This is a genomic window from Gelidibacter mesophilus DSM 14095 (assembly GCF_000423005.1).
GTDB classification, from domain to species: Bacteria; Bacteroidota; Bacteroidia; order Flavobacteriales; family Flavobacteriaceae; genus Gelidibacter; species Gelidibacter mesophilus.
The window spans coordinates 158460-183961 of sequence record NZ_AUHD01000005.1 but is presented as its reverse complement, the minus strand read 5'-3'; the positions used below and the strand labels follow the sequence as shown (position 1 = coordinate 183961).

General features: G+C 38.7%; 11 protein-coding genes. 2 read left to right on the top strand and 9 right to left on the bottom strand.

Annotation, left to right across the window (positions count from 1 at the left end):
* Window positions 1–86: 86 nt before the first annotated feature.
* From G525_RS21685 to bshC, 4 genes are all read right to left on the bottom strand, one after another.
* Complete coding sequence (locus tag G525_RS21685; RefSeq protein WP_051209827.1) at window positions 87–5108, bottom strand: discoidin domain-containing protein; 5022 nt, start codon at window positions 5106–5108, stop codon at window positions 87–89.
* 487 nt (window positions 5109–5595) lie between these two features.
* Entirely contained in the window at window positions 5596–10320 is a 4725-nt protein-coding gene (locus tag G525_RS21680) for a galactose oxidase-like domain-containing protein (RefSeq protein WP_051209826.1), read from the bottom strand.
* A gap of 379 nt (window positions 10321–10699) precedes the next feature.
* Window positions 10700–12073, bottom strand: a complete 1374-nt coding sequence (locus G525_RS0106075) for a pyridoxal phosphate-dependent decarboxylase family protein (RefSeq protein WP_027125361.1) — start codon at window positions 12071–12073, stop codon at window positions 10700–10702.
* Window positions 12074–12092: 19 nt separating this feature from the next.
* On the bottom strand, window positions 12093–13703 hold the full coding sequence (gene bshC, locus G525_RS0106070) for a bacillithiol biosynthesis cysteine-adding enzyme BshC (protein ID WP_027125360.1): 1611 nt from the start codon (window positions 13701–13703) through the stop codon (window positions 12093–12095).
* A 121-nt stretch (window positions 13704–13824) separates the two neighbouring features.
* On the opposite strand from bshC, the gene G525_RS0106065 reads away from it, so the two are divergent.
* Both G525_RS0106065 and G525_RS0106060 read left to right on the top strand, forming a co-directional pair.
* Window positions 13825–16311 carry a M14 metallopeptidase family protein gene (locus G525_RS0106065; RefSeq protein WP_027125359.1) on the top strand — a complete coding sequence of 829 codons (2487 nt, stop codon included), beginning with the start codon at window positions 13825–13827 and terminating at the stop codon, window positions 16309–16311.
* A gap of 76 nt (window positions 16312–16387) precedes the next feature.
* Window positions 16388–17698 carry a carboxypeptidase-like regulatory domain-containing protein gene (locus tag G525_RS0106060; protein ID WP_027125358.1) on the top strand — a complete coding sequence of 437 codons (1311 nt, stop codon included), beginning with the start codon at window positions 16388–16390 and terminating at the stop codon, window positions 17696–17698.
* 42 nt (window positions 17699–17740) lie between these two features.
* Here the strand turns inward: G525_RS0106060 and G525_RS0106055 are convergent, their stop codons facing one another.
* The 5 genes from G525_RS0106055 to G525_RS0106035 form a co-directional block, all read right to left on the bottom strand.
* A complete protein-coding gene (locus tag G525_RS0106055; protein ID WP_027125357.1) occupies window positions 17741–20830 on the bottom strand; it encodes an efflux RND transporter permease subunit in 3090 nt (1029 codons plus the stop codon).
* Window positions 20831–20839: 9 nt separating this feature from the next.
* Window positions 20840–21949 carry an efflux RND transporter periplasmic adaptor subunit gene (locus G525_RS0106050; protein WP_051209825.1) on the bottom strand — a complete coding sequence of 370 codons (1110 nt, stop codon included), beginning with the start codon at window positions 21947–21949 and terminating at the stop codon, window positions 20840–20842.
* A 23-nt stretch (window positions 21950–21972) separates the two neighbouring features.
* Window positions 21973–23319 carry a TolC family protein gene (locus G525_RS0106045; protein WP_169514430.1) on the bottom strand — a complete coding sequence of 449 codons (1347 nt, stop codon included), beginning with the start codon at window positions 23317–23319 and terminating at the stop codon, window positions 21973–21975.
* Window positions 23320–23518: 199 nt separating this feature from the next.
* Window positions 23519–24784 carry a sensor histidine kinase gene (locus G525_RS20410; protein WP_157491890.1) on the bottom strand — a complete coding sequence of 422 codons (1266 nt, stop codon included), beginning with the start codon at window positions 24782–24784 and terminating at the stop codon, window positions 23519–23521.
* A complete protein-coding gene (locus G525_RS0106035) occupies window positions 24784–25470 on the bottom strand; it encodes a response regulator transcription factor (protein WP_027125354.1) in 687 nt (228 codons plus the stop codon). The genes G525_RS20410 and G525_RS0106035 overlap by 1 nt, the downstream gene beginning before the upstream one ends.
* Window positions 25471–25502 lie beyond the last annotated feature (32 nt).

Below are 25502 nucleotides of genomic sequence, written 5' to 3'. Positions count from 1 at the left end.
AGCTTTTCCTCGAGTTTAAAAATATTTAAAAAACAAAAAGCTGCTCTTAGTGAGAGCAGCCTGTGTTAAAGTTATTTTTTTATGTCTTATTTAATGATAATCTTTTGGGTTTTAATTTGATTATCATTATTAAGCTTAACCACATAAACTCCAGTGCTTACGGTTGAGATATCTATTGTGTTCTCTGTAGTACTAGGATTTAGAACTTTACTCAATACCAATCGGCCTTGAATATCGTATAGACTGGCGGTGGTTGCTTTTGTCAGTTGTCCCTTAATATATAAAGCCTTAGGCGATACCGTAGTATAAATATGTAAATTGTCATCAGTATCCATATCCAAAATTGAAAGCGTTTTTGCTGAATAGTGCACAAAGAAACGGCCAATTCCATTTATTTCTGTCTCTGGGGAAAATACAAATGTCTCATTATTCAACAAAGTAAGCGTCTTATTTACAGTGTCTTCTAAATAAACATTAATATTGGATGGAAGCGTGGAGAGCTCATCAATACTGATCACAAGTTTAGCTTCAGGCTTTGATTTAATTCCCAAAGGTACTACTACGTCATTAATATCTTCATAAGGCAAAGACTGAATAGCGATATCAAGGCCTAAATTATCCTTTAATAAGTTAGTAAATATTGCAAAATCAACTGCAGTAGCTCCATAAGCAGCAGCATCATATCCCGGATCCAAGCCTCTAGTTGTTCCTTCAATAAAATAGATGCTCGTTGACACAGAAGTGGATGCGTTGCTTAACTTAAGCTTACTTAAGGCCTTATTCGCATTTTGTCTTCCAAGAATAAAGTCATCTGAAGACCCTGCACGTCTCATTGCTGGCGTAAACTGAATAACACCACCATTTGATTTTGCTTTAACAAAGAACCCCTGTCCTGGAGCAATTAATGGTCCATCTGTCGCATTATTATAAGTTTCCCAACTGCCTTTACTACCCGTATAACCATAAACCGCCATGTATTGAGCGTTAAATTCGTCTACATTATTTTCAACGAACTCTTTCACATCAAGATAAGATGGATACGGATTACCAATAAGGTTCCAAGCGCGGCCTGCCGAAGCATCCGAAATAGGAATATTGACAATCGATTTGGCAACCGACCCCGTAAAGGTTAAGTTACTGCCTTCATTTGTCGCCGCTCTATAACCCATCCCAGAGATCAGAGGAATTTCACCTTGGCGGTAAACACCAATGTCAAAATTCTCATAAGCACCATTATCTACATTAAAAGGAGCAAATGCATATATTCCAAAGTTATTAGGATTCTGCGGTAAATTTGGATTTGCATCCACAAAATCAAAATCAAATATTCCATTTTCTACAGGCGAAGAGATAAGGTCGTTTCCACCAGAAGACGATCCTATGATATTGACAAATCGCTTATAATTAACCTCTCCATTTACTTCACCATTAACAATTAAACTAGAATAAGAACTTGATATAGAATTCAAAGTTATTATAGTAGCTGTCAATGTCGCAGCGGCATTTACAGTTAGTGCCGCACCTGGTTCAACTATTAAATTACCACAGAATATATCGTTGGAAAATTGAACTTCACCATCATTAATTATAATCGTATCGATTGAAGTTGCTAAACCATTGGTTGGATCGCTAGGCGTCCATGTGTCATTAGAATAGGTATAAGTTATAGGATTTTGAACATTTACCAATATAGATTTAACGCACTGATTAGATGGCGTTAAAACCTTAATTTCCGCAGCGGATGCCCATGCTTGACCAGCGCCTTCCGAAGTGGCACGTAACCGGACATATCGACCTTGTTTTTGAGTAAAATTTACAGTTTTTCTATCATGATTGTACGCCCATGTTCCATTTGTATTGGAAGTTGCTACTGGAACGCCCCAATTACCATTAGTATTACTTACATAAATTTCATACCCAGCAATTGTACCATTTAAACTAGCGTCTTGTCGAGGTAAATATTCAAGGCCTAGCACACTTTGTTGCTCGCCCAAATCTATTTGTATCTCATGAGGATATGGGTCACTGGTCCCTCTCCATTTTGTATGCCAAATAGTATTAGGATCTCCATCAGCTGCTTGCACGGCTGGAGCGAACTCACCCACGAGTTCTTCACTATCAGCATAAATCACAGCTGGAACTGACCTAATAACGCTAAGCTCAGCAGCTGATGCCCATCTCTGGCCAGCAATTGCTGGTGTCAACGCTAAGAATCGCACATACCGTCCTTGTGTTGCAGGAAAAGTAAGGGTCTGAGCAGTCATATTGTTGGTTCCCGTTCCTGAAGCAACGGCAGTACCCCAGTCTGTCGTTGAATCACTGATATATATAGCAAAGTCACCTACTCTACCATTGGATTGTTCCTGTCGAGGTAAATAACTAAAGCCTGATAAAACCGAGTTTTCACCCATATCTAGTACCATCTCGTGCGGATAATTAGGATCGGTTGCTTGTCCTCCAGGTGCCCATTCTGTATGCCAATAGGTAGCAGGATTACCATCAAGTGCATTTAACGCACCTGCAGCTTCATCAACGGTTTCCTCGCTACTTACAGACAATAACATTGGGTCGAGCAAAAACGGCATATCTAAGGTGGTATTTATAGTATATAATCCTGCCTGAGCATTTGTAATATCTGTGATAATGTTATTATTCAAAATACTTCCGTCTGGTGCTCTTAAGGTATGATCCACAGTTTCTATGTTAAGAAATAAACCTACATCATCACCTTCATTTACTGTGATCTCTGTGGCCCCACTATTCCTTACACCATTTATTTCGTAAACGATTTCTAAATCCTCGCATGATTTACCATCAACCACAACACCTCGCTCATTATTATATATATTCTGTATTTCTTCAGCTGTAAGGGCAATACCATACAATTTAAACTTGTCCATGCTGCCATCAAGTTCATCTGTAATACCACTACTATTTCCATAAGCCACAACAGGTGCAGGGCGTCTATCATAAAATCCAGAAAGTGTAAACGTATTATATAAAGGATCCTGTGTGTTAATCTGCAAATTACCAGTTACAATATCGCTACAAATTTGTTTACCATTAACGTAAAGTCTTGCAACCGCACCATCATAAGTACCTACAAGATGCTCCCATTCACCAGGATTATATTCACCTGTATAACAACTGGCTGCACCTCCATTATCCGTAAAAAACTCTAATTTGTATAGAGAGTTATGATACCCAAAGAAAAAGGAGGCATAATCATGGGCGAAAATAGCCACATTGGGAATCTCACCGTTTTGTGGTATTACACTGCCCGTATTTCTATTCACCCAGGCCATGACCGTAATTTGATCTGTCAATGCCGCCAATGACGGCGATGTAGGAACTTCCACTATTGTATTACTGGTAAATTCCATGCCATCCATTTTAAGCGCACTTCCTGAGAAACCATCAGGAGTCCAAAACTCAGAACTTAATGGTATTGAAACTCCATTATCATCTCTTTCTTTTATTTCTCCATTATTACCTTTACCAGATGTATCTGTGATAAAAGACCCAGTGCCTTCAAAAAACTCAAATTCTACTAATAAATCTTCGCCATGTATCCGAGCATCTGGCGGACCTACCAATACAGCTTCTGACATACTAGGAACTCCATCTCCATTCATTGCGAATAACATATAATAACCAGGAGTCATTATGTTTGCATTTGGCATATTTAATAAGTAAACGCCATTAGACTCTGTGAAAGTTACAGGAACTCTTCGTTGCTCATTATTTACACTATGAGTTGCAGATGACATTCTAACAAAAGCAAACTCTGTAACATCTGACGAAGCAGTGACTGGCAATATATTCTCATAAAAAGCATTATCCGGAGCGCCTAGAGTTGGACGCACTGCCAAATCTCCATTGGTATCAAACAAGTAAGGAGGGCTATAAATCTCTGCATCAGGATGATTGGCGCCACCTGCAGGACAATTCCCACAAAGTCCGCCGCCGCCGATAAAAACACGACCATCATTTAAAAGAATACCCGCACTATGGTAGGTTCTTGGCACTTGCATACTGGCCAAGGTTCTAAAGGTATTTGTATCAGGATTAAACATTTCTGCAGATAAATGTGCATCCACATCAGAGAACACTCGAGATCTATTCATGCCTCCCAAAACCAAAACTTCTCCATTTGGAAGGGCTACGCTTGTGACATAAATCCTTCCATGGGCCATATCATTACTGGTTTGTGTTACCGTAACATTGTTTTCATCATTAAAATCAATAACATATCCTTTGGTGGTACTTAAATCATTACCATCATAAGATCCATTTCCTCCAATTTTTAAAACCTTTCCTATATCGTACAAAACGGCATTGCCATTCATAGCTGATTTATCTGTTCCTCTTTGACCAATTACTTGTGATGAGCCATTCCCTGTAACATCAAACCAATGCATGGTTTCTCCCGGACCGGCATGAAAAACCTTTCCATTTGGAGCCGCAAATAACCAAGCATGGTTGTCTAATCTAAATTCATTTTCCGGCTCTCTATTACTGTCTTCAGCATTCCAAAGTAATTCTCCTGGCAATCCAGGAAGTAAACGCCATCCTGATTCTTCTGTCCAAACTTCACCTGTCCTACCTCCATAGGCACCACCACTCCATGACCCACCTAAAGTGAATGCTGAACCATCAGCTAAAGTTACTGCACCTTGATAGCCCCGAGCTACAAGCATATCATCTGCCCTTGTCCAAAGTTGTGTTTTAGGATCATAGATACTGGCCCTTTCACTTGAGCTTCCCCCTGTTGCCATAATTCGTCCATCGGCCAAATTGTTAATGCCAGGACAGAACATATCGTGATTGGTTTGGGTTCTTGTTCTTGGAAACACACCTCCATCTGAACCAATAGACGGATCAAATATTTGGGTAAACGTATATCCGTCCGCACCTCCAAAATTGTCATGATATTTAGATGACCATGTCAGCAACTTACCATCTGGTAAATTAGCGACGGCCACAGGCACGATATCAAAAGGAATTGGAGCACTCCATTGACCAACGGTTTGAGCGTTTTGAGCAAGACCTTTCACACCTAACAATAGGAGCAGTGAAAAAATAGTAGAATAAGTAAAGTTGTTCATAGCGGTATAAAAATTTGAATTAGTTGAGGTATAATCTTAAGTCATTCTGAATTAATTAAAAGGACTAGGAAATCCATTTATCCGAGCAAATAACATACTTAAATTTTATATCAAAAATTTATCAAGTCAAACTACCAAACTTTTCGACAAAGGTTCAACTACCAAAAAACGCTTCAAATTATCTTAAAATTAAAAGGTTACAAAAATCAGCTGAATTTTCGAGGTATTGAAATCTAAAATTCCGTGCGAACTCAATAGATGCTCTTTCCCTTCAAGAAATAGTCAACAGTTATTAGTTTTCTTAGAAATTACTGATTAAATAGTAATGCAAAGCTCCTTACAATTAGAATATTAGAACTTTTAATCAATTTAAAAACCGTAAAGCAAACATCAATAATACTTTTAGAAAACTAAAAAAGCTGAACAATTCTTGATTGTTCAGCTTTTATATAATCATCAATGAAATAAAATGTTAGATTCGAAAAATCTATTTTATTATAACTTTCTGTGTTTTAATTAAATTGTCGTTACTAACTTTAACCACATACACACCGGAACCAATAGTGGAGATATCCAATGTATTTTGAGGATTATTAGAATCCAGGATTTTACTCATTACCAACCGACCTTGTATGTCATATAAGCAAGCATTGGTGGATCTTCCCAGTTGACCTTTGATAAACAGAGTTTTTGGAACGGCAGTCGTATAAATCCAAATATTATTAGATACCAAGTCATCAACAGATAGCGTTTTAGATGAATAATGCACATTAAAACGGTCGGAAACGTTGATATCTTGAGTTGGCGTGAATTTAAAGTCCTCATTATTCAAATAAGTAAGCGTTTTGTTTTGGGTATCTTCCAAATAGACATTTACATTAGAAGGCAACGTGGAAAGATCATCAACGCTAATGGTCAACTCTTGGCCCCCTTTAGCTCTTATGCCCAAAGGAACGACCACATCATTGAAATCTTCATAAGGAAGCGCTTGAATGGCTATACCAAGGCCTTTATTATCTTCCAAAAGATTCGTGAAAATTGCAAAATCAATCTTGCTGCCACCAAACTCTGCCGCATCATAACCCGGGTCTAGGCCTCGGGTTGTACCATCAATAAAATAGACACTTGTGCTCGCTACAGCTTCAGCCCGGCGCAATGACAGTTTGCTCAACACCTTATTAATATTAGATCGGTTTTCAATATAACTTCCTGAACCTTGTGTTGTCCGCATTTCAGGCAAGAAATTTACAAGACCACCTCCAGATTTTGATTTCACAAAGAAGCCTTGGCCAGGAGCAATATTTGCAGAATCATCCTGTGGTATAAAGTTTATAATTCGCCATTTATCTCGATTGGCTTTACCAGTATACGCATAGACAGCTTGATAAGCATCTCGCTCATCTAGTTGATCGATATTTTCATTTAAGAAACTATAAAAATCAATATAGGCAGGGTAAGGATTCCCGATTAAATTCCAACCGTTTCCTCCGACCGGATCAGCAAGGGGAACATTGACCACATTCCGATTAATATTACCTATAAAAGTCACTGGGCTTCCCTTAAAGTTCTCTTCTTCAACATCAGTAGTGGCCATTCTATATCCTACTCCCGAAACGATAGGGATTTTTCCTGATCTGTCCGTTCCGATATCAAAATTCTTATATTTTCCTTCTACAACAATATAAGGCGCAAATGCATAGGTACCATTAGCGTCCGGATGTTCAGACAGTTTTGGGTTGTTAGTCACAAATTCAGAATTAAATACTGCACTGGTTACAGGCGAAGAAACTAAATCATTGCCACCACCAGCCTCAGTGCCCATGACATTGACATATCGGTTGTAGATGACATCTCCCGCAACCCAGCCCTTATCTATTAAGCTGGCAAAAGCAGTGGCATCTGAATTTAAAGTAATGGACTGAAAGGTTAAAATCTTCTGTTCGTCAACCGTTAAAGAGGCTCCAGAATTAATAGTTAAATTATTGACGGTAGTGTTGGCTGAAAAGACAGCACCCTGTCCAGATTCAATGACGATATCGTCATATTTAGTAGAAACCCCACTCGGGTCACCCTCAGCTGCTGACCAGCTTTCATCATAAGTAAACGTTTTGGGAGTATGCACGTTTATTTTCAGTTCTTTATAGCATTCTGTATTTTCAATAAGTATGACATTAAGTTCGCCAATGGTAGCTTGAGGGGAATTATTATATGCGGATTTTGCAACCAAGCGCAAATAGCGGCCCTCCTTTTCAGGAAATATTACAGTTTTTAGATCATGGGTATAAGCCCATTCTCCATGCGTATCGGACGTTGCTACAGGCGCACCCCAAGAAGAAGTAGAATTACTAACGTAAATCTCATAGGTTTTAATTGTTCCATTCAAACCAGTTTCAGGATGTCGTGGCAAATATTCAATTCCTGAAATATTCGACGTTTCACCCACATCAAAATGAATTTCATGGTCATGTTTAGGCACAACGTCTCCTGTATTCCCCCATTCGGTACTCCAATAACTCAATGGTTTTTTATCTACGGCATTTTCCTTAAAACGCTTGTGATGAACCATTTTAGAACCATTCGATAATTCTTTATTCATCTCACTACTCGCATATATAGCTTTCAAATCTAAGGCATAAGACGTATCCTTTAAAGTAAAGGTAGCTTGGTACACGCCTGCCTGTGCGGTGGTAATTCCATTGATAATATTACTGTTAAGAAAAGTTTCTCCATCAGGACCAATAACTTTTATTTCCTCAAAGTCTATATCATCTTTATTGAGAAAGAACCCGATAGAGTCGCCAACTTTTAAGGTTAATTCCTTGGCGCCGTTATCCCGCTTGCCATTCACCTCATAAACCAAAGTCACATCATCACAAGGATTGTCGTTTTTAACGATTTTGCGTTCGGCGTTATAAATGCTCTGTATCTCTGCTTCAGTGAGGGCTGTGTCATATAACTTAAAATCATCCATACGGCCGTCCAACTCATCAGAAATTCCGCTATAATTGGCATAGCCTGGCAAACCTGAAGTTCGAGTATCGTAAAATCCTGAAAGCGTAAAGGTGTTGCCAGTTAAATTATCACCCGCGTTGATTTTCAAATTTCCGGAAACCGCATGTTCGAATATCTGTTTCCCGTCTACATAAACCCTGCCAATGGCACCGTTATAGGTCATAACAAAATGTTCCCATTTCCCTGGCGTATAATGGGTTCCAGTATATCCATTAAAATGGTTACCGTCGAGTGTTCTAAACTCCACTTTAAACTCGGATGCATGGTAGCCCATAAAAAAAGAGCGCGGATAATCATGTGAAAAAATGGATACATTGGGGATTTTATTACCATCTTGTGCCACCACGCTTTCGGTATTTCTATTGACCCAGGCCATAACGGTGATTTGATTGGTAATGCTTTCTAATGAACCCGAAGTGGGAATTTCGATAATTGAATTGCTCAAATGCTCAATGCCATCCATTTCAAGCGCATTTCCGTAAATACCGTCGGTACTCCAATACTCTTGTTTTAATCCTATCTCTTCACCAGCGTCATTTCTTTCTTTGATAGTGCCGTGATTATTGTTCCCGGAAAGATCATTAACCCGATTTCCAGCACCTTCAAAAAAATCGAATTCTACCAGTAAATTAGCGTTCGCAACCTGATCATCTTTACTGCCAACCCATACCGTTTCAGCAATACTAGGAATGCCATTGTCATCCAACACGAATAGCATATAATAACCTGGAGGCATTATGTTAGCATTAGGAATGTTTAATTGGTAATTTCCATTGGATCCTGTATAGGTGACAGGAACGCGTCGTTGCTCATTATTTACACTATGGGTGGCAGAAGAAAATCTTAAAAAAGAAAAGTCTGGGTTACTTCCTACCGAAGTGGTAACTGGTAAAGATGAATTATAATATGCTTTATCAGGCGCGTTTAAAGTTGGACGTGTAGCTAAACCTCCACTTGAATTAAACAAATAAGGGGGACTAAAGATTTCAGCATCTTTATGATTCGCCCCACACTTTTCCCCACAAAGACCACCGCCGCCCATAAAAACACGTCCATCTGGTAATAATACTCCGGTACTGTGATAGGTTCTAGGCACTTGCATGCTGGCTAGGGTTTGAAATGAATTGGTCAACGGACTATAAATTTCAGCAGTCAAATGCGCGTTATTATCTGAGAATACCACGGCATTTTCCATACCGCCCATTACTAAAACCTCCCCATTTGGAAGAACTACACTGGTGACATAAATCCTACCCTGTGCCATTGGACCGGTAGGGGTAACAGTAACATCATTTTCGTTATTGATATCAATAACGAAAGCCTTTTTATTACTAATGGTATTAGAGGAATACGAGGCGCTCCCTCCGATTTTTAAAATTTTTCCAATATCATATAAGGTTGAATTACCATTCATGGACATGTGGTCAACTCCTCTTTTACCGCTTGGCCCAGCAGGCCAGAAAGACCCATTGCCACTATTTCCAGTAACATCTATCCAATGCATATTTTCTCCAGGGCCAGCATGAAATATTTTGCCATTTGGTGCAGCAAAAAGCCACGCATGATTATCTAAGCGATATTGCTCTTCTTTTTCGCCAGCTAAATCATTTGAATTCCATAGCAACTCACCAGGTAATCCTGTAAGTCTTCGCCATCCTGAGGTCTCTGTCCAAATCTCAGCATCCCTGCCACCAAAGGTTGCACTTCCACTCCATGAGCCTCCAATGGTAAATATGGAGCCATCCGATAACGTTACGGACCCTTGATAACCTCTGGGAATATTTAAATCGTCTCCCGCAGTCCAGACATTGGTGCGGGGATCATAAATACTTGTTTTTTCAGCAGAACTTCCCCCAGTTACCATAATTCTTCCATCAGGCAAATTATTAATTCCAGGACAGAACATATCGTGATTGGTATCCGTAACTGTTCTTGGCAAAATACCCCCCAATCCATCTGGCCCTCCTAAAGGATCAAAAACTTGGGTAAAGGTATATCCATCATCACCACCAAAATCATCGTGATATTTTGAAGACCAAGTTACCAACCTGCCATCTGGCAAATTAGCCACGGCAACAGGCACTATGTCGAATGAAATAGGGTCACTCCATTGCCCTACAACCTGAGGGCTTTGGGAAAAAGTTTTAAGCCCTATTAAGGATAGGACCAAAGAAACGGCAGAAAAATATAAACGTGTCATAATTGTCAGTCATTAAGATTGAGTTAGATTGGGTGGGGAAAATGTGATTAAATGTTTCAGACAACTTTAAATTCATATTTTGAGTATTTCATATATGAATCAATTTAGGGTACAAAATGTCTGCTTTGCCCTGCAAAGAAACGGACTAAATTTGGTATAAAAATATTTTTCAGATGAACGGCTTATATTATCGGCAAAATTTAAAAATCGGTTTTATTCAAATATAACACCTCTGTTAATCAGCTATTTAATCTAATTAAAAATACTTTTCATTGAGGAGAGTATTTTTAATATTAAAAGAAATTGTGAATGTCTTATTTAGAAGCCATATAACATTTAAAAATCTTCAATAGATAAAATTAATAAGAAAATGATTTCTCTAGGACACCATCGTTTCCAAAATCATTTCAATATCCTTTTCTGTCGTATCTGGATTGATAAAACAAAATCGAGAAACAGTTTCAAACCTATCTCCGTTTTTCCATTTGGTAGGTGTCACCAAAGCAAAACCTTTGCGATGGTTCTCATAGGTCCAATGGGTATAATCATCGGGCTCCCATCCTATTCTTCGGTATAGAACACAAGATAGACTAGGTTCTCGTACCAATTCTAAATCGGGATGCGCTTCAATCATTTTTCCTGCTATTTGCGCCAGTTCAATACCGCGTTCTACCGCTTGCCTATACCGATCTGTACCATGCGTTGCCAATGAAAACCATAATGGTAATCCACGTACACGACGGGTTAACTGAATTTGATAATCTGTCGGATTAAAGCCATGTGCGCCTTCGTCCTTAAAAATATCCAAATAAGAACCTTGTTGAGAATGGGCGTTTCTTGCCAATTCTGGTTGTTTATAAATAACCGCCCCACAGTCGTAAGGAGAGAACATCCATTTATGGGGATCAATGGTCACACTGTCTGCTTTTTCAATCCCATCAAACAAATGACGGACTGAATCTGCAACCAAGGCACCACCACCGTAAGCGGCATCTACATGAAACCATAAATTTTCTTCTTGACATACTGAAGCAATATTCGCCATATCATCAATAATCCCTGCATTTGTTGTTCCGGCCGTTGCTACCACAGCAAACAAGCGCTTACGTTCATGCTCGGTCAAGTTTTCAATCGCCATTTTTAGATCGTCACCTGTCATACGCTCTTCAGTATCGACCAAAAGAATATCAACATCAGCCACTTTTGCCATCGCTTTGATAGATGAATGTGCGCCTATTGAGGTAATGATCAACCCCTTTTCTCTTTGAAATTCAGGATTTTGACGCCAATGCTCCCTTGCCGTGACAATGGCAGACAGATTAGCCGCCGTACCTCCGCTGGTAAACACTCCAAATGCGCCTTCCGGTAATCCCGTAAGCGAAACGATCCATTTCATAGCTTCATTCTCACAAAAAATCCCACCGGCACCTTCCATCCAATAGGCACCATGAATACTGGATGCCGAAGTCACCAAATCAAACATAATGGCTGCTTTTGTTGGCGATGCCGGTACAAAGGCAAGATTTCGTGGATGGTCTACAGGCACATTTGCAGTGGCCAAATGATCTTTCCATAGATTAAAAGCATATTCTCCACCAATACCTTTTGCAGTAATGGTTTCTCCAACCAAACTCTTAAGTTCCGCTTCTTTTTTGGGCTTGCCAATAAGGTGCTCAGTGGCAGAAATACGACCTATAGCATATTTCATGATATCTAGGGTCATCTCAATTAAGTTCAAATCGATTTTATGCATACTCTTCATAAGTCGGGATCTAAAGGTTTGAAATGTCTAAAATTAGAAATTCAGCTTTTAAAGGTTTTAAATTCTCAATCAAGCTTTGAATGATTCCTTCGCCATATTCCAAATAAAATTCGGAAATATTGAGATGCCGCTCTTGAAGACTCTGTCTCGGAAAAAGCTCATCCTGAAGCAGCTTAACCCGCTCCAAAACGTCATCAAGTTTTCGTGTTTGTGCGGTCAATAATCTCTTTTCAAGGTTCTCAAGCCCTTTAATCTGTTTTACTTCCTGTGCCGCAACTGCCCCTTTAAAGGATTTATCGGTTTGCTCTGCCAAAGCATATAAATCTTCAAATTGCTTCTTTAAATGTTCTTTTTGTGGCGTAAAATCGATGTTAATATCAGAAATGGACTTGGTCACCTTGGTCATCAAATCATTTTGGCTCAAAAAAAGATCAGCAACAGAAACCTGTAACTTATTAAGTTTTTCCTTTTGTCTTTCCGTGATGAGCAATACCGAATTTCTTAATAGCAAAATCGGGAAGGTCACATCCTGTGCTTCAAAATTGGATTTCAATTGCAACCAATAGGCCAATTCTCCGCCCCCACCGATATAACACAAATTGGGCAGAATAATTTCTTGGTACATGGGACGCAAAATAACATTCGGACTGAACCGTTCTGGATGCTCATTGACCTCAGCAAGCAATTCGTCTTTTGACCAACGGATATCGGTATCCAAAACACCAAAAACACCATCGGTCTCTAAAATACGTTCTCTTAGGTTCTGACTATTATAAAACAGATTTATTTCTCTAGGGTTCACCTGAATTTTATAATTTGCTGGCAAGGCATTGATCTTTTCATTGGTTTGAGACACTTTTTTAAATGCCGTTTGTTGTATCAATTCTTCTTCTATATAAGGCTGATATATTTTTTTCAGGATCGGATCATTCCCATCCAAAATAACCAATCCATAAATTGAGAAGAGCTTATTGACCAAAAAACGCGTTGCGGCTGTTAAATTGTCATGTTCTAAATAGGCCTGTTGAAATAGTTTTTTTAAGGATTTTGCATTTTCACTTTTGCCAAGCTGCGCTGCAAACACATCATATACGTTATCCAAACCTTCTAAATCGAGCTCTCCCACGGCACCAGAAGCTTCCCTGTTCCATTGTACCTTTTTTCCCTTAAAATTAAAATAGTTGATTTCTTCAAAATCATGATCTTCTGTAGCCATCCAATAAATGGGAACAAAATTAAAATGTGGATATACCGCTTTTAATTCCTTGCAAAGATTAATTGTAGAAACAATTTTATAGAAAAAATATAAGGGACCGGTAAATAAATTTAATTGATGGCCTGTAGTGACTGTAAAGGTTGTGCCATGCTTCAAAAGATCAATATTTGTAAGCGTCATGGCAGAAATTGTCAAATCTTCATATTGCATCATGAGGGCTTTGACCAAATCTGATCTGTTATTTTTATTATAAGAATCTTGCTTCTCTTTTATTTGCTCTTCAAAACTTTCAAGATTTGGAAAGCGATTATAAAAAGGCTTCAAATCGTCTTTTTCATCTAAATAATCGCAAATCAGGGATGAAAAATAATGAGTGTCTTTAAATGGAATATAATCGGTTGGCATACGCGTAAATAAAAATGAAATGTAAAGATACTGCTCTTAGTATTTTTTGAGTACTAAATTAAAGTTAATTCACTTTCGCTCCCTATCTTTACTCTACTTAATTATTCTAGGTTACCACACTATGCAAAAGTTATCTATTTTCCTCTTTGTGCTTTTGAGCGCCAATTGTGTATCGCATGCCCAAAATATTCAATCGCCATCAGAATTTCTTGGGTATCCATTAGGCACAGAATTTTCCGGACACCATCAGGTCGTGGATTATTTTAAAATGGTGGCATCACAATTACCAAATCAGGTAAAATTTGAAAAGTATGGCGAGACTTATGAAAGACGACCGCTCTATACGGCGATTATTTCTTCAGAAGATAATATCAAAAATCTTGAGAACATCCGACAGAGCCACCTTAAAAATGCTGGCATAGGTGATGGAAATTCAACTTTCAATGACATTGCGGTGGTATGGCTCAGCTATAACGTTCATGGAAATGAAGCGTCAAGCACAGAAGCTTCGATGAAAACTATTTATACGTTAGTGACGGAAAAACAGACATGGTTGAAAAATACCGTAATCATTATTGATCCTTGTCTCAATCCTGATGGACGTGACCGTTACGTCAATTGGTACATTCAAACCAAAAGCACACCTTATAATATTGACCAACAAGCGAGCGAACACAATGAACCTTGGCCTAGAGGAAGGGCCAACCACTACCTTTTTGATCTTAACAGGGATTGGGTCTGGGCTACCCAAAAAGAAACACAAGCACGATTAAAAGTCTACAATAAGTGGTTGCCACAAATCCACGTCGATTTTCATGAACAGGGCATCAATGATCCCTATTATTTCTCGCCAGCAGCAGAACCCTTTCATGACATCATAACCGATTGGCAACGCGATTTTCAAACCCAAATTGGTGCAAATCACGCCAAACACTTTGATACCTATGGCTGGCTGTATTTTACACGGGAAAGGTTTGATTTGCTTTACCCAAGTTACGGAGACACCTACCCCACTTATCTGGGAGCGATTGGGATGACTTATGAGCAAGGCGGTCAATCAGGTTTAGGTATTCTTAATGATGAAGGCGATGTCTTAACGCTCGTCGATCGTTTGGAGCACCATTACACAACCGGATTATCAACGGTGGAAATGGCTTCTAAAAACGCCGACAGACTGAATTTGGAATTCAAGAAATTCTTCGCCAATAAAAACGTGAAATATAAGAGTTACGTCATGAGTGGTTCTTCTGATAAAATAGAGGGGTTAAAAACACTATTAGACCGACACGACATAAAATATGGCGCCGCAACATCCAAAAAAATATCAGGCTATAATTACAAAGACGGCAAAAATGGTAATCTCAATTCTTCTGAGGAAAATATTGTGGTGAGCACCAATCAACCAAAAGGTCAAATGGTACAGGTTTTATTGGAACCCAATACCAAATTAGCCGATTCCATTACCTATGATATTACAGCATGGAGCTTACCATACGCTTATGGATTGGATGCAACGGCAAGTACGCGTTTAGTTGAAACCGAAATTGTAGGAAAAACGCTAGAATTAAATGTAAAAAATACGAATGCCGTAGCTTATATCAGTAAATGGAACCATATGAAGGATGCGGAATTTTTAGCCGAATTATTGAAACAAAATATTAAAATACGGTTTACGGAACAACCTTTAACCACCAGAAAATCGGAATCTTTTGATAGAGGCGCACTGATCATTATTAGAGGTGATAATAAAAAGATTGACAATTTTGATGATGTCGTGATCACAGCTGCCAATAAATTTAAAAGAAAAGCAGTTCCAATTTCTAGTGGGTTTTCAAAATCAGGACCAGATTTCGGCTCGCCAAATGTCAAATTGATCAACAAACAAAACATTGCAGTTCTTTCAGGAACCTATACCTCGTCTTTGGGGTATGGTGAAGTATGGCACTTTTTTGAACAACAATTGCATTATCCGGTAACGTCCATCAACACCAGTGATTTCGCACAGATTGAGCTTGATAAATACTCAGTATTGGTTATTCCTCATGGAAATTATGGCCGGTTCTTTAATGACTCCAATTTAGAAAAACTTCAAAATTGGATTAAGAAAGGAGGAAAAGTTATTGCTATAGATGGCGCATTAAACATTTTTGCAGACCATAAAGACTTTGAATTAAAGTCAAATACTTCTAAAGATACAACCAAAGTAAAAAGCAACCTGACGCCCTACGCTGAAAGAGAACGAGAAAACACAAACAACCTGATTACCGGTGCTATTTTCAAATCGGAGGTGGACAATACGCATCCTTTGGCCTTTGGTTATGACCAAAGCTATTTTACGCTAAAATCAGGATCTAATACTTATAGCCTTTTGGAAAACGGCTACAATGTGGCCTACTTAGGTGACCATCCGAAAAAGGCATCCGGTTTTGCCGGAAAGAACACCTTAAAGGACCTTGAGAATTCTTTAGTATTCGGAGAAGAACGTTTAGGAAGTGGCAGTATCATCTATATGGCAGACGACATCCTTTTCAGGAATTTTTGGGAGAATGGCAAATTATTTTTTGTCAATGCCATATTTTTGGTAAACAATAAAACCTTCCTAAAATAAAACCTCTAACCTTAACAGATAAAGCAGGTTAGGGCATTCATTTTTTTTGTATTTTATACATTAAAAAATAGACGTTATGAAAACTCGCACCTACTCTCTTCAACTATTAGTCAAATGCCATTTGCTGAGTCTCCTGTTTTTTGTTCTTTACGGATGGAGTGCTTATGCCAGTCCTAGTTTCCAAAAACAAGACATCAACCAAATCCACACAGAGTTTAAAGGAGTCGTGGTTGACAGCAAATCTAAAGAGCCTTTAGCTTTCGCTACTTTACTGGTCAATGGTACCAATATTAGTACCATTACAAACTCTGAAGGTGAGTTTCTTTTAAAAGTATCCAACAACTCAGCTGATCAAGAGGTTACAATGCTATTTTTAGGCTACCAAACCAAAACAATTCCACTTTCCAATCTGAATGGCGATGACATCCAAATTTTATTGGAAGAAGCTGTGATGGAGCTTTCAGAAATAAAAATAAATGCTCCAAAAAATGCCCACACTCTTGTAAAAGCTGTTTTGGATAAAAAAGGCGAAAACTATATTAATGAAGAAACGATAATGACTGCCTTTTATAGGGAAACGATAAAAAAAAGACGCCGAGATGCCAGTTTATCTGAAGCAATAGTAGAAATATATCGACAACCTTACAATTCCTCTAAAGCAGATAAAGTAAAGCTTATCAAAGCAAGAAAAAGCACAGATTATAATAGATTGGATACGCTGGCCATAAAATTACAGGGTGGGCCCTATAGCTCACTTTATGCGGATGTGATCAAATATCCGCAGTTTATATTTTCTGAAGACGATCTTAGCAATTATGAGTTTTCTTTTGACAAATCTACTGAAATCAATAACCGTTCCATATATGTGGTCAAATTCAAACCAAAACCTAACATTATTGAACCTATGCATTATGGTAAACTATATATTGATGCTGAAACCTATTCCCTGGTCAGTGCCATGTATAACTTAAATGTGGACAATCGTGAAATGGCTTCTAAAATGTTCGTTAAAAAGAAACCCAATAAAGTTACTGTGTATCCAACAGAAGCGGCCTATCGGGTAGATTATAGGGTCCAAAATGGCAAATGGTATTACGGATATAGCAATCTTCAATTAACGTTTAAGGTAAACTGGAAAGGCAGATTATTTAATAGTGTATACACATTAAGCAGCGAAATGGCCATTACCGATTGGGAAGAAAGTCTGGATGATACCTTTACCAGGAAAGAATCTTTAAAACCTACGGTTATTTTAAGCGATGAAGCCTCCGGTTTCTCTGATCCGGCATTTTGGGGAGAATACAATATTATTGAACCTGAGAAATCTATTGAATCGGCCATCGATAAAATCAACAAGCCATTGGAGAGACGAAAAGAGAGCGACTAACCGAATCTCGCCTTCCCTCTTTTCGTTGTATATCCCACCCAATTATTCCTTAGATCTTCTATATGCCATATAAAACAACTGAGGCAACACTGTCAACGACAATATGGTGCAAATTAAAATACCGCCCACAATCATAATGGCCAAGGGTTTTTGGATTTCAGAACCCATCCCATTAGAAAGTGCCGCTGGTAACAAACCCATAGCTCCCATGAGGCCTATCATCAAAATAGGTCTTATTTTCTCTTTAACTCCCAAAGCAATCGCCGCTTTTAATTTGTGGCACTCCTGTAATTTCTCATGAATAACGGTAATCAATATGAGGCCATTAATAGTAGAAACCCCAAAAAGGATTATAAATCCAATGCCCGCGGAAATACCAAAAACCGTTCCCGTAACCCATAAGGAAATCAAGCCACCAACGAAGGCGAAAGGCAAGGTAAGCGCGGCGATAATAGTATCTTTCACGTTTCCAAAATTCATATACAGCAAGAAAAGAATCAACAATAATGAAATTGGTACGACCACCATTAATTGCTTACTGGCACGTTCCTTACTTTCAAATTCTCCCGCCCATTCCACTTTGTTGTACGCTGGGATTTCTACTTCAGCTTCCACTTTTTTACGTGCTTCGGCAATGGTACTTCCCAAATCGCGACCTTCAATACTAAAACCAACCCCAATATAACGGCTGTTACCTTCCCGATAAATAAATGCAGGGCCTGTATGAAAATTAATAGTGGCAATTTCCTTTAATGGCACATGATGGCCATCATAAACTGGAACCAAGATATTACCAATAGCGTCAGCAGATTCCCGATGTTCCTTTTGATATCTAATTCGGATATCAAACATCCGTTCACCTTCATAAAAAGTAGTTGCTGCCTGACCTCCAATGGCCATGGCTACCACCGATTGCGCATCAGACATGGTCACGCCATATTTTGCCATTTTGTTGTCATGCAACTGAATTCGCAATTCGGGTTGACCGATATTTTCATACACATTCAAATCGGTAATGCCTTCAATATCCCGGATGGCATCAGCAACTTCATGAGCTTTTCCTTCCAACTCGAAGAGATCATCACCAAAAATTTTAATCACCAAGGAACTTTTCACACCGGCGACATACTCTTCCACGTTGTCTTGAATAGGTTGACTAAACCCAAAATTAATCCCAGGATAGGTTTCCAAATCATCGCGTATTTCGGCCATTAAATCTTCTTTTGAAATGTCTCGTTCCCATTCGCCTTCAGGTTTTAATTCAATATGGAATTCGATATTGAAAAACCCCGTAGGATCGGTACCATCATTGGGACGTCCCGTTTGGGTCAATACAAATTTTATTTCGTCGTGTTGTCTTATTTTTTCTTTCATCTCCTGCGCTAACTTAACCGATTCGTCAAGATGTATACTGACCGGTAAGGTGGCGCGAACATAAAGGGCGCCTTCATTTAGTTTTGGCAAAAACTCCGTGCCATAATAACTGAATTTTACGGCACATATCACCAGCAAACCGACAAACGTATACAAAGTGGCTTTTCCATGTTTGTCAGTAAACTTATAAAGCTTGTAAAACTGGACATTGAAAAACTTTGAAACGATGCTCTCCTTATCATTGACCCCTTTATTCAACAGCACTTTACACATGGCCGGCACATAGGTTAAACTTAAAATCAACGAGCCTAACAGTGCATAACCCAAAGTAAAGGCCAATGGCGAAAACATCTTTCCTTCAACTTTCTGGAAGGTGAAGATTGGCATTAGCGCGATAATAAGAATGAACAAGGCAAAAAAGATGGGTGTTGACACCTTGCCTACACTCTTTTTAATAATGCCCAATTTTGATACTTTGGAGAATTTATCTTTCCCCATGAGACGCGATTTTATCTGGAGGGAAACAAAAACCTGTTCCACAATAACCAGAGTACCTTCCAAGAGCAGTCCAAAATCGAGTGCACCCATAGATATTAAGTTGGCTGGTAAGCCTTGAATGCGCAACATGATAATCGCAAATAAAAAGGATAGCGGAATTACCGACGCCACAATCAGAGTGGTTCTCCAATTATAAAGAAAGATGAATACGATCAAAGATACCAAAATCACCCCTTCAATTAAGTTGGTGGTTACGGTACTCACTGTGGTTTCAACTAATTCTGATCGGTCAATAAAAGGAACGATCTCCACATTTTTAGGCAGAATCCGGGTGTTGAGTTCATTTATCCGGGTTTTTAGACCTTCAATAACATCAGCGGGATTCTCACCTCGTAACATGATCACAATGCCCTGAACAAGATCATCATCTTCATCCAAACCCACTTGGCCCAATCTGGGTTTGGCGGCAATAATGACTTCGGCCACGTGTTTCACCAAAACTGGAGTAGATCCATTTACCGTAATCAGGATGTTTTCTATGTCTTCAACACTTTCCAACAAACCAACGCCGCGCACCGCATAGGCTTGATCACCACGCTGGATCACATCACCACCAACATTGATATTACTTTTGGATACCGCTTCGTAGACATCTAAGGGCGAAAGATCATAATTTTTTAATTCGCTGGGATTGATCTGAATTTCATAAATCTTCTCCTCACCTCCAAAACTTGCTACATCCGCAACGCCGGGAACCGATAAAAGCTCGCGCTCAATGACCCAATCGTGAATGGCGGAAATTTCTTTTATTGGTAAATCACTTTTCACCACATATCTGAAAATTTCACCGGTGGCTCCAGAAGGAGGTTCAATTTGTGCATCACTTCCTTCGGGCAAGGATAAACCTTGAAGTCTATTGGAAGCATATTGTTGTGCATAAAAGTCTTCAACATCATCATCAAAAATAACGGTGACCACCGAAAGCCCGAATAGAGATGTGGAGCGCACTTCAGCCTTTTTTGGAATGGTATTCATTTCCTTAGAAACAGGCAGGGTAATAAATTTCTCTACTTCTTCGGCACTTCTACCCGGCCATTGCGTAATAATTCGCGCTCGTGTATTGGTGACATCTGGAAATGCTTCAATCGGAATTTTGATATAATTTATAATTCCAGCAACCAACAACAATCCTGTTAGAAAAAATACAATGGTGGAGTTTTTTAAGGAAAACCCAACGATACCTTGGACAAATTTCTTCATGGATAAGGTTTATTTTAGAGCTTTTAAGTGGTTGTAAATCAGCAAGTGATTTTTTGTGATAATCTGTTCGCCTTCTTCAATATTATTTTCAAAGTAGACCGTGTTGGAATTTTGGATGTTGGGCGTCACTTTCCGTACTTCGATATCGCAATCGGATTTATAAAGCACCAAAAAATGCTGGTTATCGTCAAAAATCAGCGCATTTACAGGAGCCGCATTGGCCATAAGGCCGTCCTCCTTTTCAACGGTAACATCCATCAACATTCCCGGCATGAGTTTGCCGTCTAAATTATCCATCACGATACGTGCTTTTAAAACACGTTCATTGGAATCAAACACTTGTGAGATGGCATTTATTTCTCCTGAAAATATCTTATCGGCGTAAGGCAAGGCTTTAATTTCTACCGGCATGCCCTGTTTTACATAGGGAATATTACCAGCGTAAATATTGGCCATGATCCAAACTTCCTTTAAATCAGAAATTGTAAAAAGCGGATCACTTTCTGCCGAAACCTGCATGCCTGCTGCCACATTTTTACTGATAATAGTGCCAGAAGTGGAAGCTCTCACCTGAAATACACCACGTTCAGTACTTGCACTATATAAATTAAGTTGCGCATTGGTGTTTTGAAGTTCTGCATTTAATACATCCAAATTACTTTGTGCTTCCATCAAATCTCTTTGGGAAGCGATCTTATCACGATGCATTTCCTGAACCGATTCCAATACGCGTTGGGCGACGAGAATTTGGGATTGCAAACTTGATTTTTGTGACGTGAGGTTACTCAGCTCACTGCTCCTCATTTCGAAAAGCAACTGTCCTTTTTTAACCTCTTCACCTGAAGAAAAATAGGTTTTGGTCACCAAGCCACTCACCAAACTCACAAAATGCACCAGTTTGTCCGGGTTGGCTTCCACTTTGGCATTAAGCAAAATAGACTCGGTTATAGCTCTTTTTTCTACAGGAAATTTGATGATATCATCTTTCATGAAATCATTAAGGCAAAACGTGGCCTTATCTTCTTGAATGATAGGTTCATTTTTAGTTTTCGCGCAGCTACTCATAAGTAAAAGCACAAAAGCAAAAAGAGTGGGACGGTATAAATTGGTGTTGTACATTTTTAGGATTGAATAAGTTGTTTTTAAATTTCTTTTCCGATGGTGTATTGGAGCTTTTCCAATTGTAGATGGAGTTCTTTCTTCGATTCAAGGATGATTCTTTTATTCTCCAAATAAGCCTCTTGAAAATCTAAATACTGGAGCATACTGATATTCCGACTCGTGAAATTCTTGGTGTAACTTTCGAAAATTTCGTCTAAATCGGTTTCAAAATCGATTTCTATGCTTTCATAAAACATTAAAGCAGCTTTGAAATCTTTATAATGCTGATCAAATTCGGCCTGCGCCCTTAATCGCATGTCATTGGAAAGGATGTTCGTGTTTTCGATACCGAATTGCGCATGGGCGATAGCGCCTTGATTTCTATTGAAAACAGGTAAATCTATGAACAGCCCAAATCCGAAGAAACTTGGCCAAATACCTCCGCCACGATCGTACGAAGCATTCAAATTAATATCTGGAATGGCTTGCGATTTTTCATAGGTCAATAAATTCTTGAAATGCTCATGTTCCAATTCGGCCACTTTCAGATCAGGTCTGTGCGTAAAGAGATCTTGTTGCAGATTCAAAACATCAAGATTTTGAAGTTTGGCTAAATTGGGCGTAAAATCATCTTCCTGCACAAATAAACGAACCGGAACGTTAATGCTCAAAAGCACTTTTAATTCCTTTTCCATTTCGTTTTTCGCTTTGGAAAGTTCATTGATTTCTTTTGAAAGTTCCAATTGCAAGGTTTGAAGTCGCATGTAGTCGCCTTTGCTTGTATGATCGTTCTCAAGTTGTCGTTTATAGGCGTTTAGAAGATTCTGGATCAAATCGCGTTGTTTAAAAAAGACTTGCGTGTACAGCTGCAAATACTGTAATTCGGTGAGGGTATTTCTAAACTCATATTTCAGATTTCGAAGAAGTAGTTCAAATTCCTGTTCTGCGACTTTAACACCTACACTTTCAACGGCCATCAGCTTTTTTCGCTTACCGGCGGTGATAATTTGTTGTTCCAGTTGAACTGCAAACTGTGTGTTTTGGGCAACATTTCCAAAAATCTGAGGTAGTGGCTCCTCTAAATAAGACAATTGTTTATTGGTACTCCACAGATTTATTTCTTCAACGGTCAAGCTTGGATTAGGCCAGAGTTTTGCCTGTAACACCATGGCTTCAGCCTGATTTATTTTGTAGGTCTCAGCAAGGAGCAGCAGGTTTTGTTTTAAGAAAAGCTCTTCATACTGCTGTCGACTAAGTTTCAGGGTATCTGCTTGCTGAAATTGCCCAAAAACGTTTGAGCTAATGCCGATAAAAATCAAGAATGCAAACTTCGAAAAGATTCGTGTAGAACCCAATGTATTTTTACCACCTATGATGTTGTCTTTCATTTTCATGGTGGCAAAAGACTTCAAAACAAGCTTAAAAAGACCTTAAAATGGATAAAGTTTAGCTTAAGAATCGATTAATGAAGACGCATCAATCGCTTTGGAAAGGGAAGATCACCGTGAAGGTATTTAAATTCTTATGGTCTGTATGATACGATATCAACCCTTGGTGTTGCGAAATAATTTTGGAAATAAAAACAAGTCACAAGCCAAAACCCGATTTGCCTTTACTGTTTTCGCCTCTAAAAAAGTGCTGAAAGAGGAATTTCTGTTCGTCTGTAGTGATGACAGGACCTTCATTAATAAAATCAACTTGAAGTTGTTTTTCATCAGTAATAATACGAATGCTGCCTTCTTTATTAGAACTGTAGTGAATGGAATTCAACATGAGGTTCATAAATGCCGCTTTCAATAAACGAGCAGAACCTTGAATGGTCAACAAGCTTTCGTTGTCCGTTGGCCCGACATAATCGACTGAGAATTCAAAATCAAGATATAATTGCAACAGCTCATCCATCGTATCAAAAATCAGCTCATCCACTCGGATTTTTGTTTTTGGAATGCTTTGGCCGGCATCGGTTTTGGAGAGTTCCAATAAGAGGTTTATAATTTCACTGAGGTTTTTGGTATCTTCTTTTTGACGATTGAACTGCGATTTCAAAACCTCCAAATCCGTTTCGTTTTCCATGCGTTCAAAATTGGAAACCAAAACAGCAATCGGTGTTTTTAATTCATGCGAAATATGATTAATAGCATGTTTCTGAAAGGAAACCGCCTCTTTCATTCGTTTCATCAACTTGTTAAATTGTTCCGCCAAAACCACAATTTCATTTTCAGAACGCTTCACTACAATCGGAATATAAAGCGTATCAAAATTATAATTGGTAATTTTTTCGGTGATATCCACAATGGGTTCCGCGATAATCCGCGACAGGTAATAGGCTATTAAAATCACTACTAAAGAAATTCCTAAAAAGGTAATCAACAATACGTATCGTAAAAAATCCAATTTCGAATAACCCGATTCGTCTAAAGCTTTATTGATGCCGTAGTAGGTATTGTTGTTGTATTTCACGTAAACACCAACCACATCGTATAAATCGTCTTTGGTTTCTAGCCATGGATTGACGATGGTCAATACTTTCAGGATGTTGTTGACCTCTTCCTGTGGAATCTGTAAATCGTCGATACTGGAATAGATCAAGGTTTTTGAATGGTCGAAAATCAGAAGTTTCTCATCGTAGAATTCATTGATACTGATCCGATCCATGGCTTGGATAATGGATTCATCGGCTTGTCTAATCTCCGTTAGAAACTTGATGGTGGAGGTGATTTTCTGTTTTTGTTTTTGCTGAAACTCTTCTTCACGATATTCATAGAAAAGGGTGTAAATAAAAAATAGGGTCATGCCCAACAAACTGATGATTGTTGCTGAAAAATACAATAGAATTTTTCTTCTAATACTCATCAGTCCTCAAAATAATAGCCGTAACCGATTTTGGTTTTGATGGATTCTTTATCAAACGGCCGATCGATCTTCTTTCTTAAGAAATTAATATACACTTCGATGGTATTGGTATTGGCATCAAAAGACTTCCCCCATATTTCTTGGACCAACCGTTGTTTGGACACAATTTCTCCTTTCGATTCCAACAGTTTTAGAAGAATTTGATATTCTCTTGGTGTTAAGGAAATTTCCGTTTCCTGTCGGCTTACTTTTTTCAATCGTGTATTGACCTGAAGATCGCCAGCAATAATAAGTTCATTTTCTTGACGGTCAACAGCATTGTTTTGGCTGCGTTTTATAAGGGAATTGATCTTTAAAATCAGTTCGCGGATGTAAAAAGGTTTGGTAATATAATCGTCGGCTCCCATTTCATAGCCGTGTACTTTATCTTCCAGTTCAGAAAACGCCGAAATCATTAAAATAGGCGTTGCCATATTATGGGTCCTGAAATCTTTCGCCAAGTCAAAACCACTTTTTCCAGGCAAATTAATGTCCAATAAGATACAGTCGAAATGTGATTTGTTAAGAATCCGCTCCGCCAACAACCCGTCATAAACCGTTTCAACCTGCATGTTTTCTGCCAAAAGCGCTTCTTTAATATTTCTATTCAGCTCTGGATCATCTTCGATAATAAGTATTTTCTTCACCCGAACGATTGTTTTAGAATATTCAAAATTAG

Excerpts from the sequence above, each read along its gene's own strand:
- G525_RS0106050 (WP_051209825.1), bottom strand. The coding sequence starts at position 21,949 with ATGTACAACACCAATTTATACCGTCCCACTCTTTTTGCTTTTGTGCTT.
- G525_RS0106075 (WP_027125361.1), bottom strand. The coding sequence starts at position 12,073 with ATGCATAAAATCGATTTGAACTTAATTGAGATGACCCTAGATATCATG.
- G525_RS0106055 (WP_027125357.1), bottom strand. The coding sequence starts at position 20,830 with ATGAAGAAATTTGTCCAAGGTATCGTTGGGTTTTCCTTAAAAAACTCC.
- bshC (WP_027125360.1), bottom strand. The coding sequence starts at position 13,703 with ATGCCAACCGATTATATTCCATTTAAAGACACTCATTATTTTTCATCC.
- G525_RS20410 (WP_157491890.1), bottom strand. The coding sequence starts at position 24,784 with ATGAGTATTAGAAGAAAAATTCTATTGTATTTTTCAGCAACAATCATC.
- G525_RS21680 (WP_051209826.1), bottom strand. The coding sequence starts at position 10,320 with ATGACACGTTTATATTTTTCTGCCGTTTCTTTGGTCCTATCCTTAATA.
- G525_RS21685 (WP_051209827.1), bottom strand. The coding sequence starts at position 5,108 with ATGAACAACTTTACTTATTCTACTATTTTTTCACTGCTCCTATTGTTA.
- G525_RS0106060 (WP_027125358.1), top strand. The coding sequence starts at position 16,388 with ATGAAAACTCGCACCTACTCTCTTCAACTATTAGTCAAATGCCATTTG.
- G525_RS0106045 (WP_169514430.1), bottom strand. The coding sequence starts at position 23,319 with ATGAAAGACAACATCATAGGTGGTAAAAATACATTGGGTTCTACACGA.
- G525_RS0106065 (WP_027125359.1), top strand. The coding sequence starts at position 13,825 with ATGCAAAAGTTATCTATTTTCCTCTTTGTGCTTTTGAGCGCCAATTGT.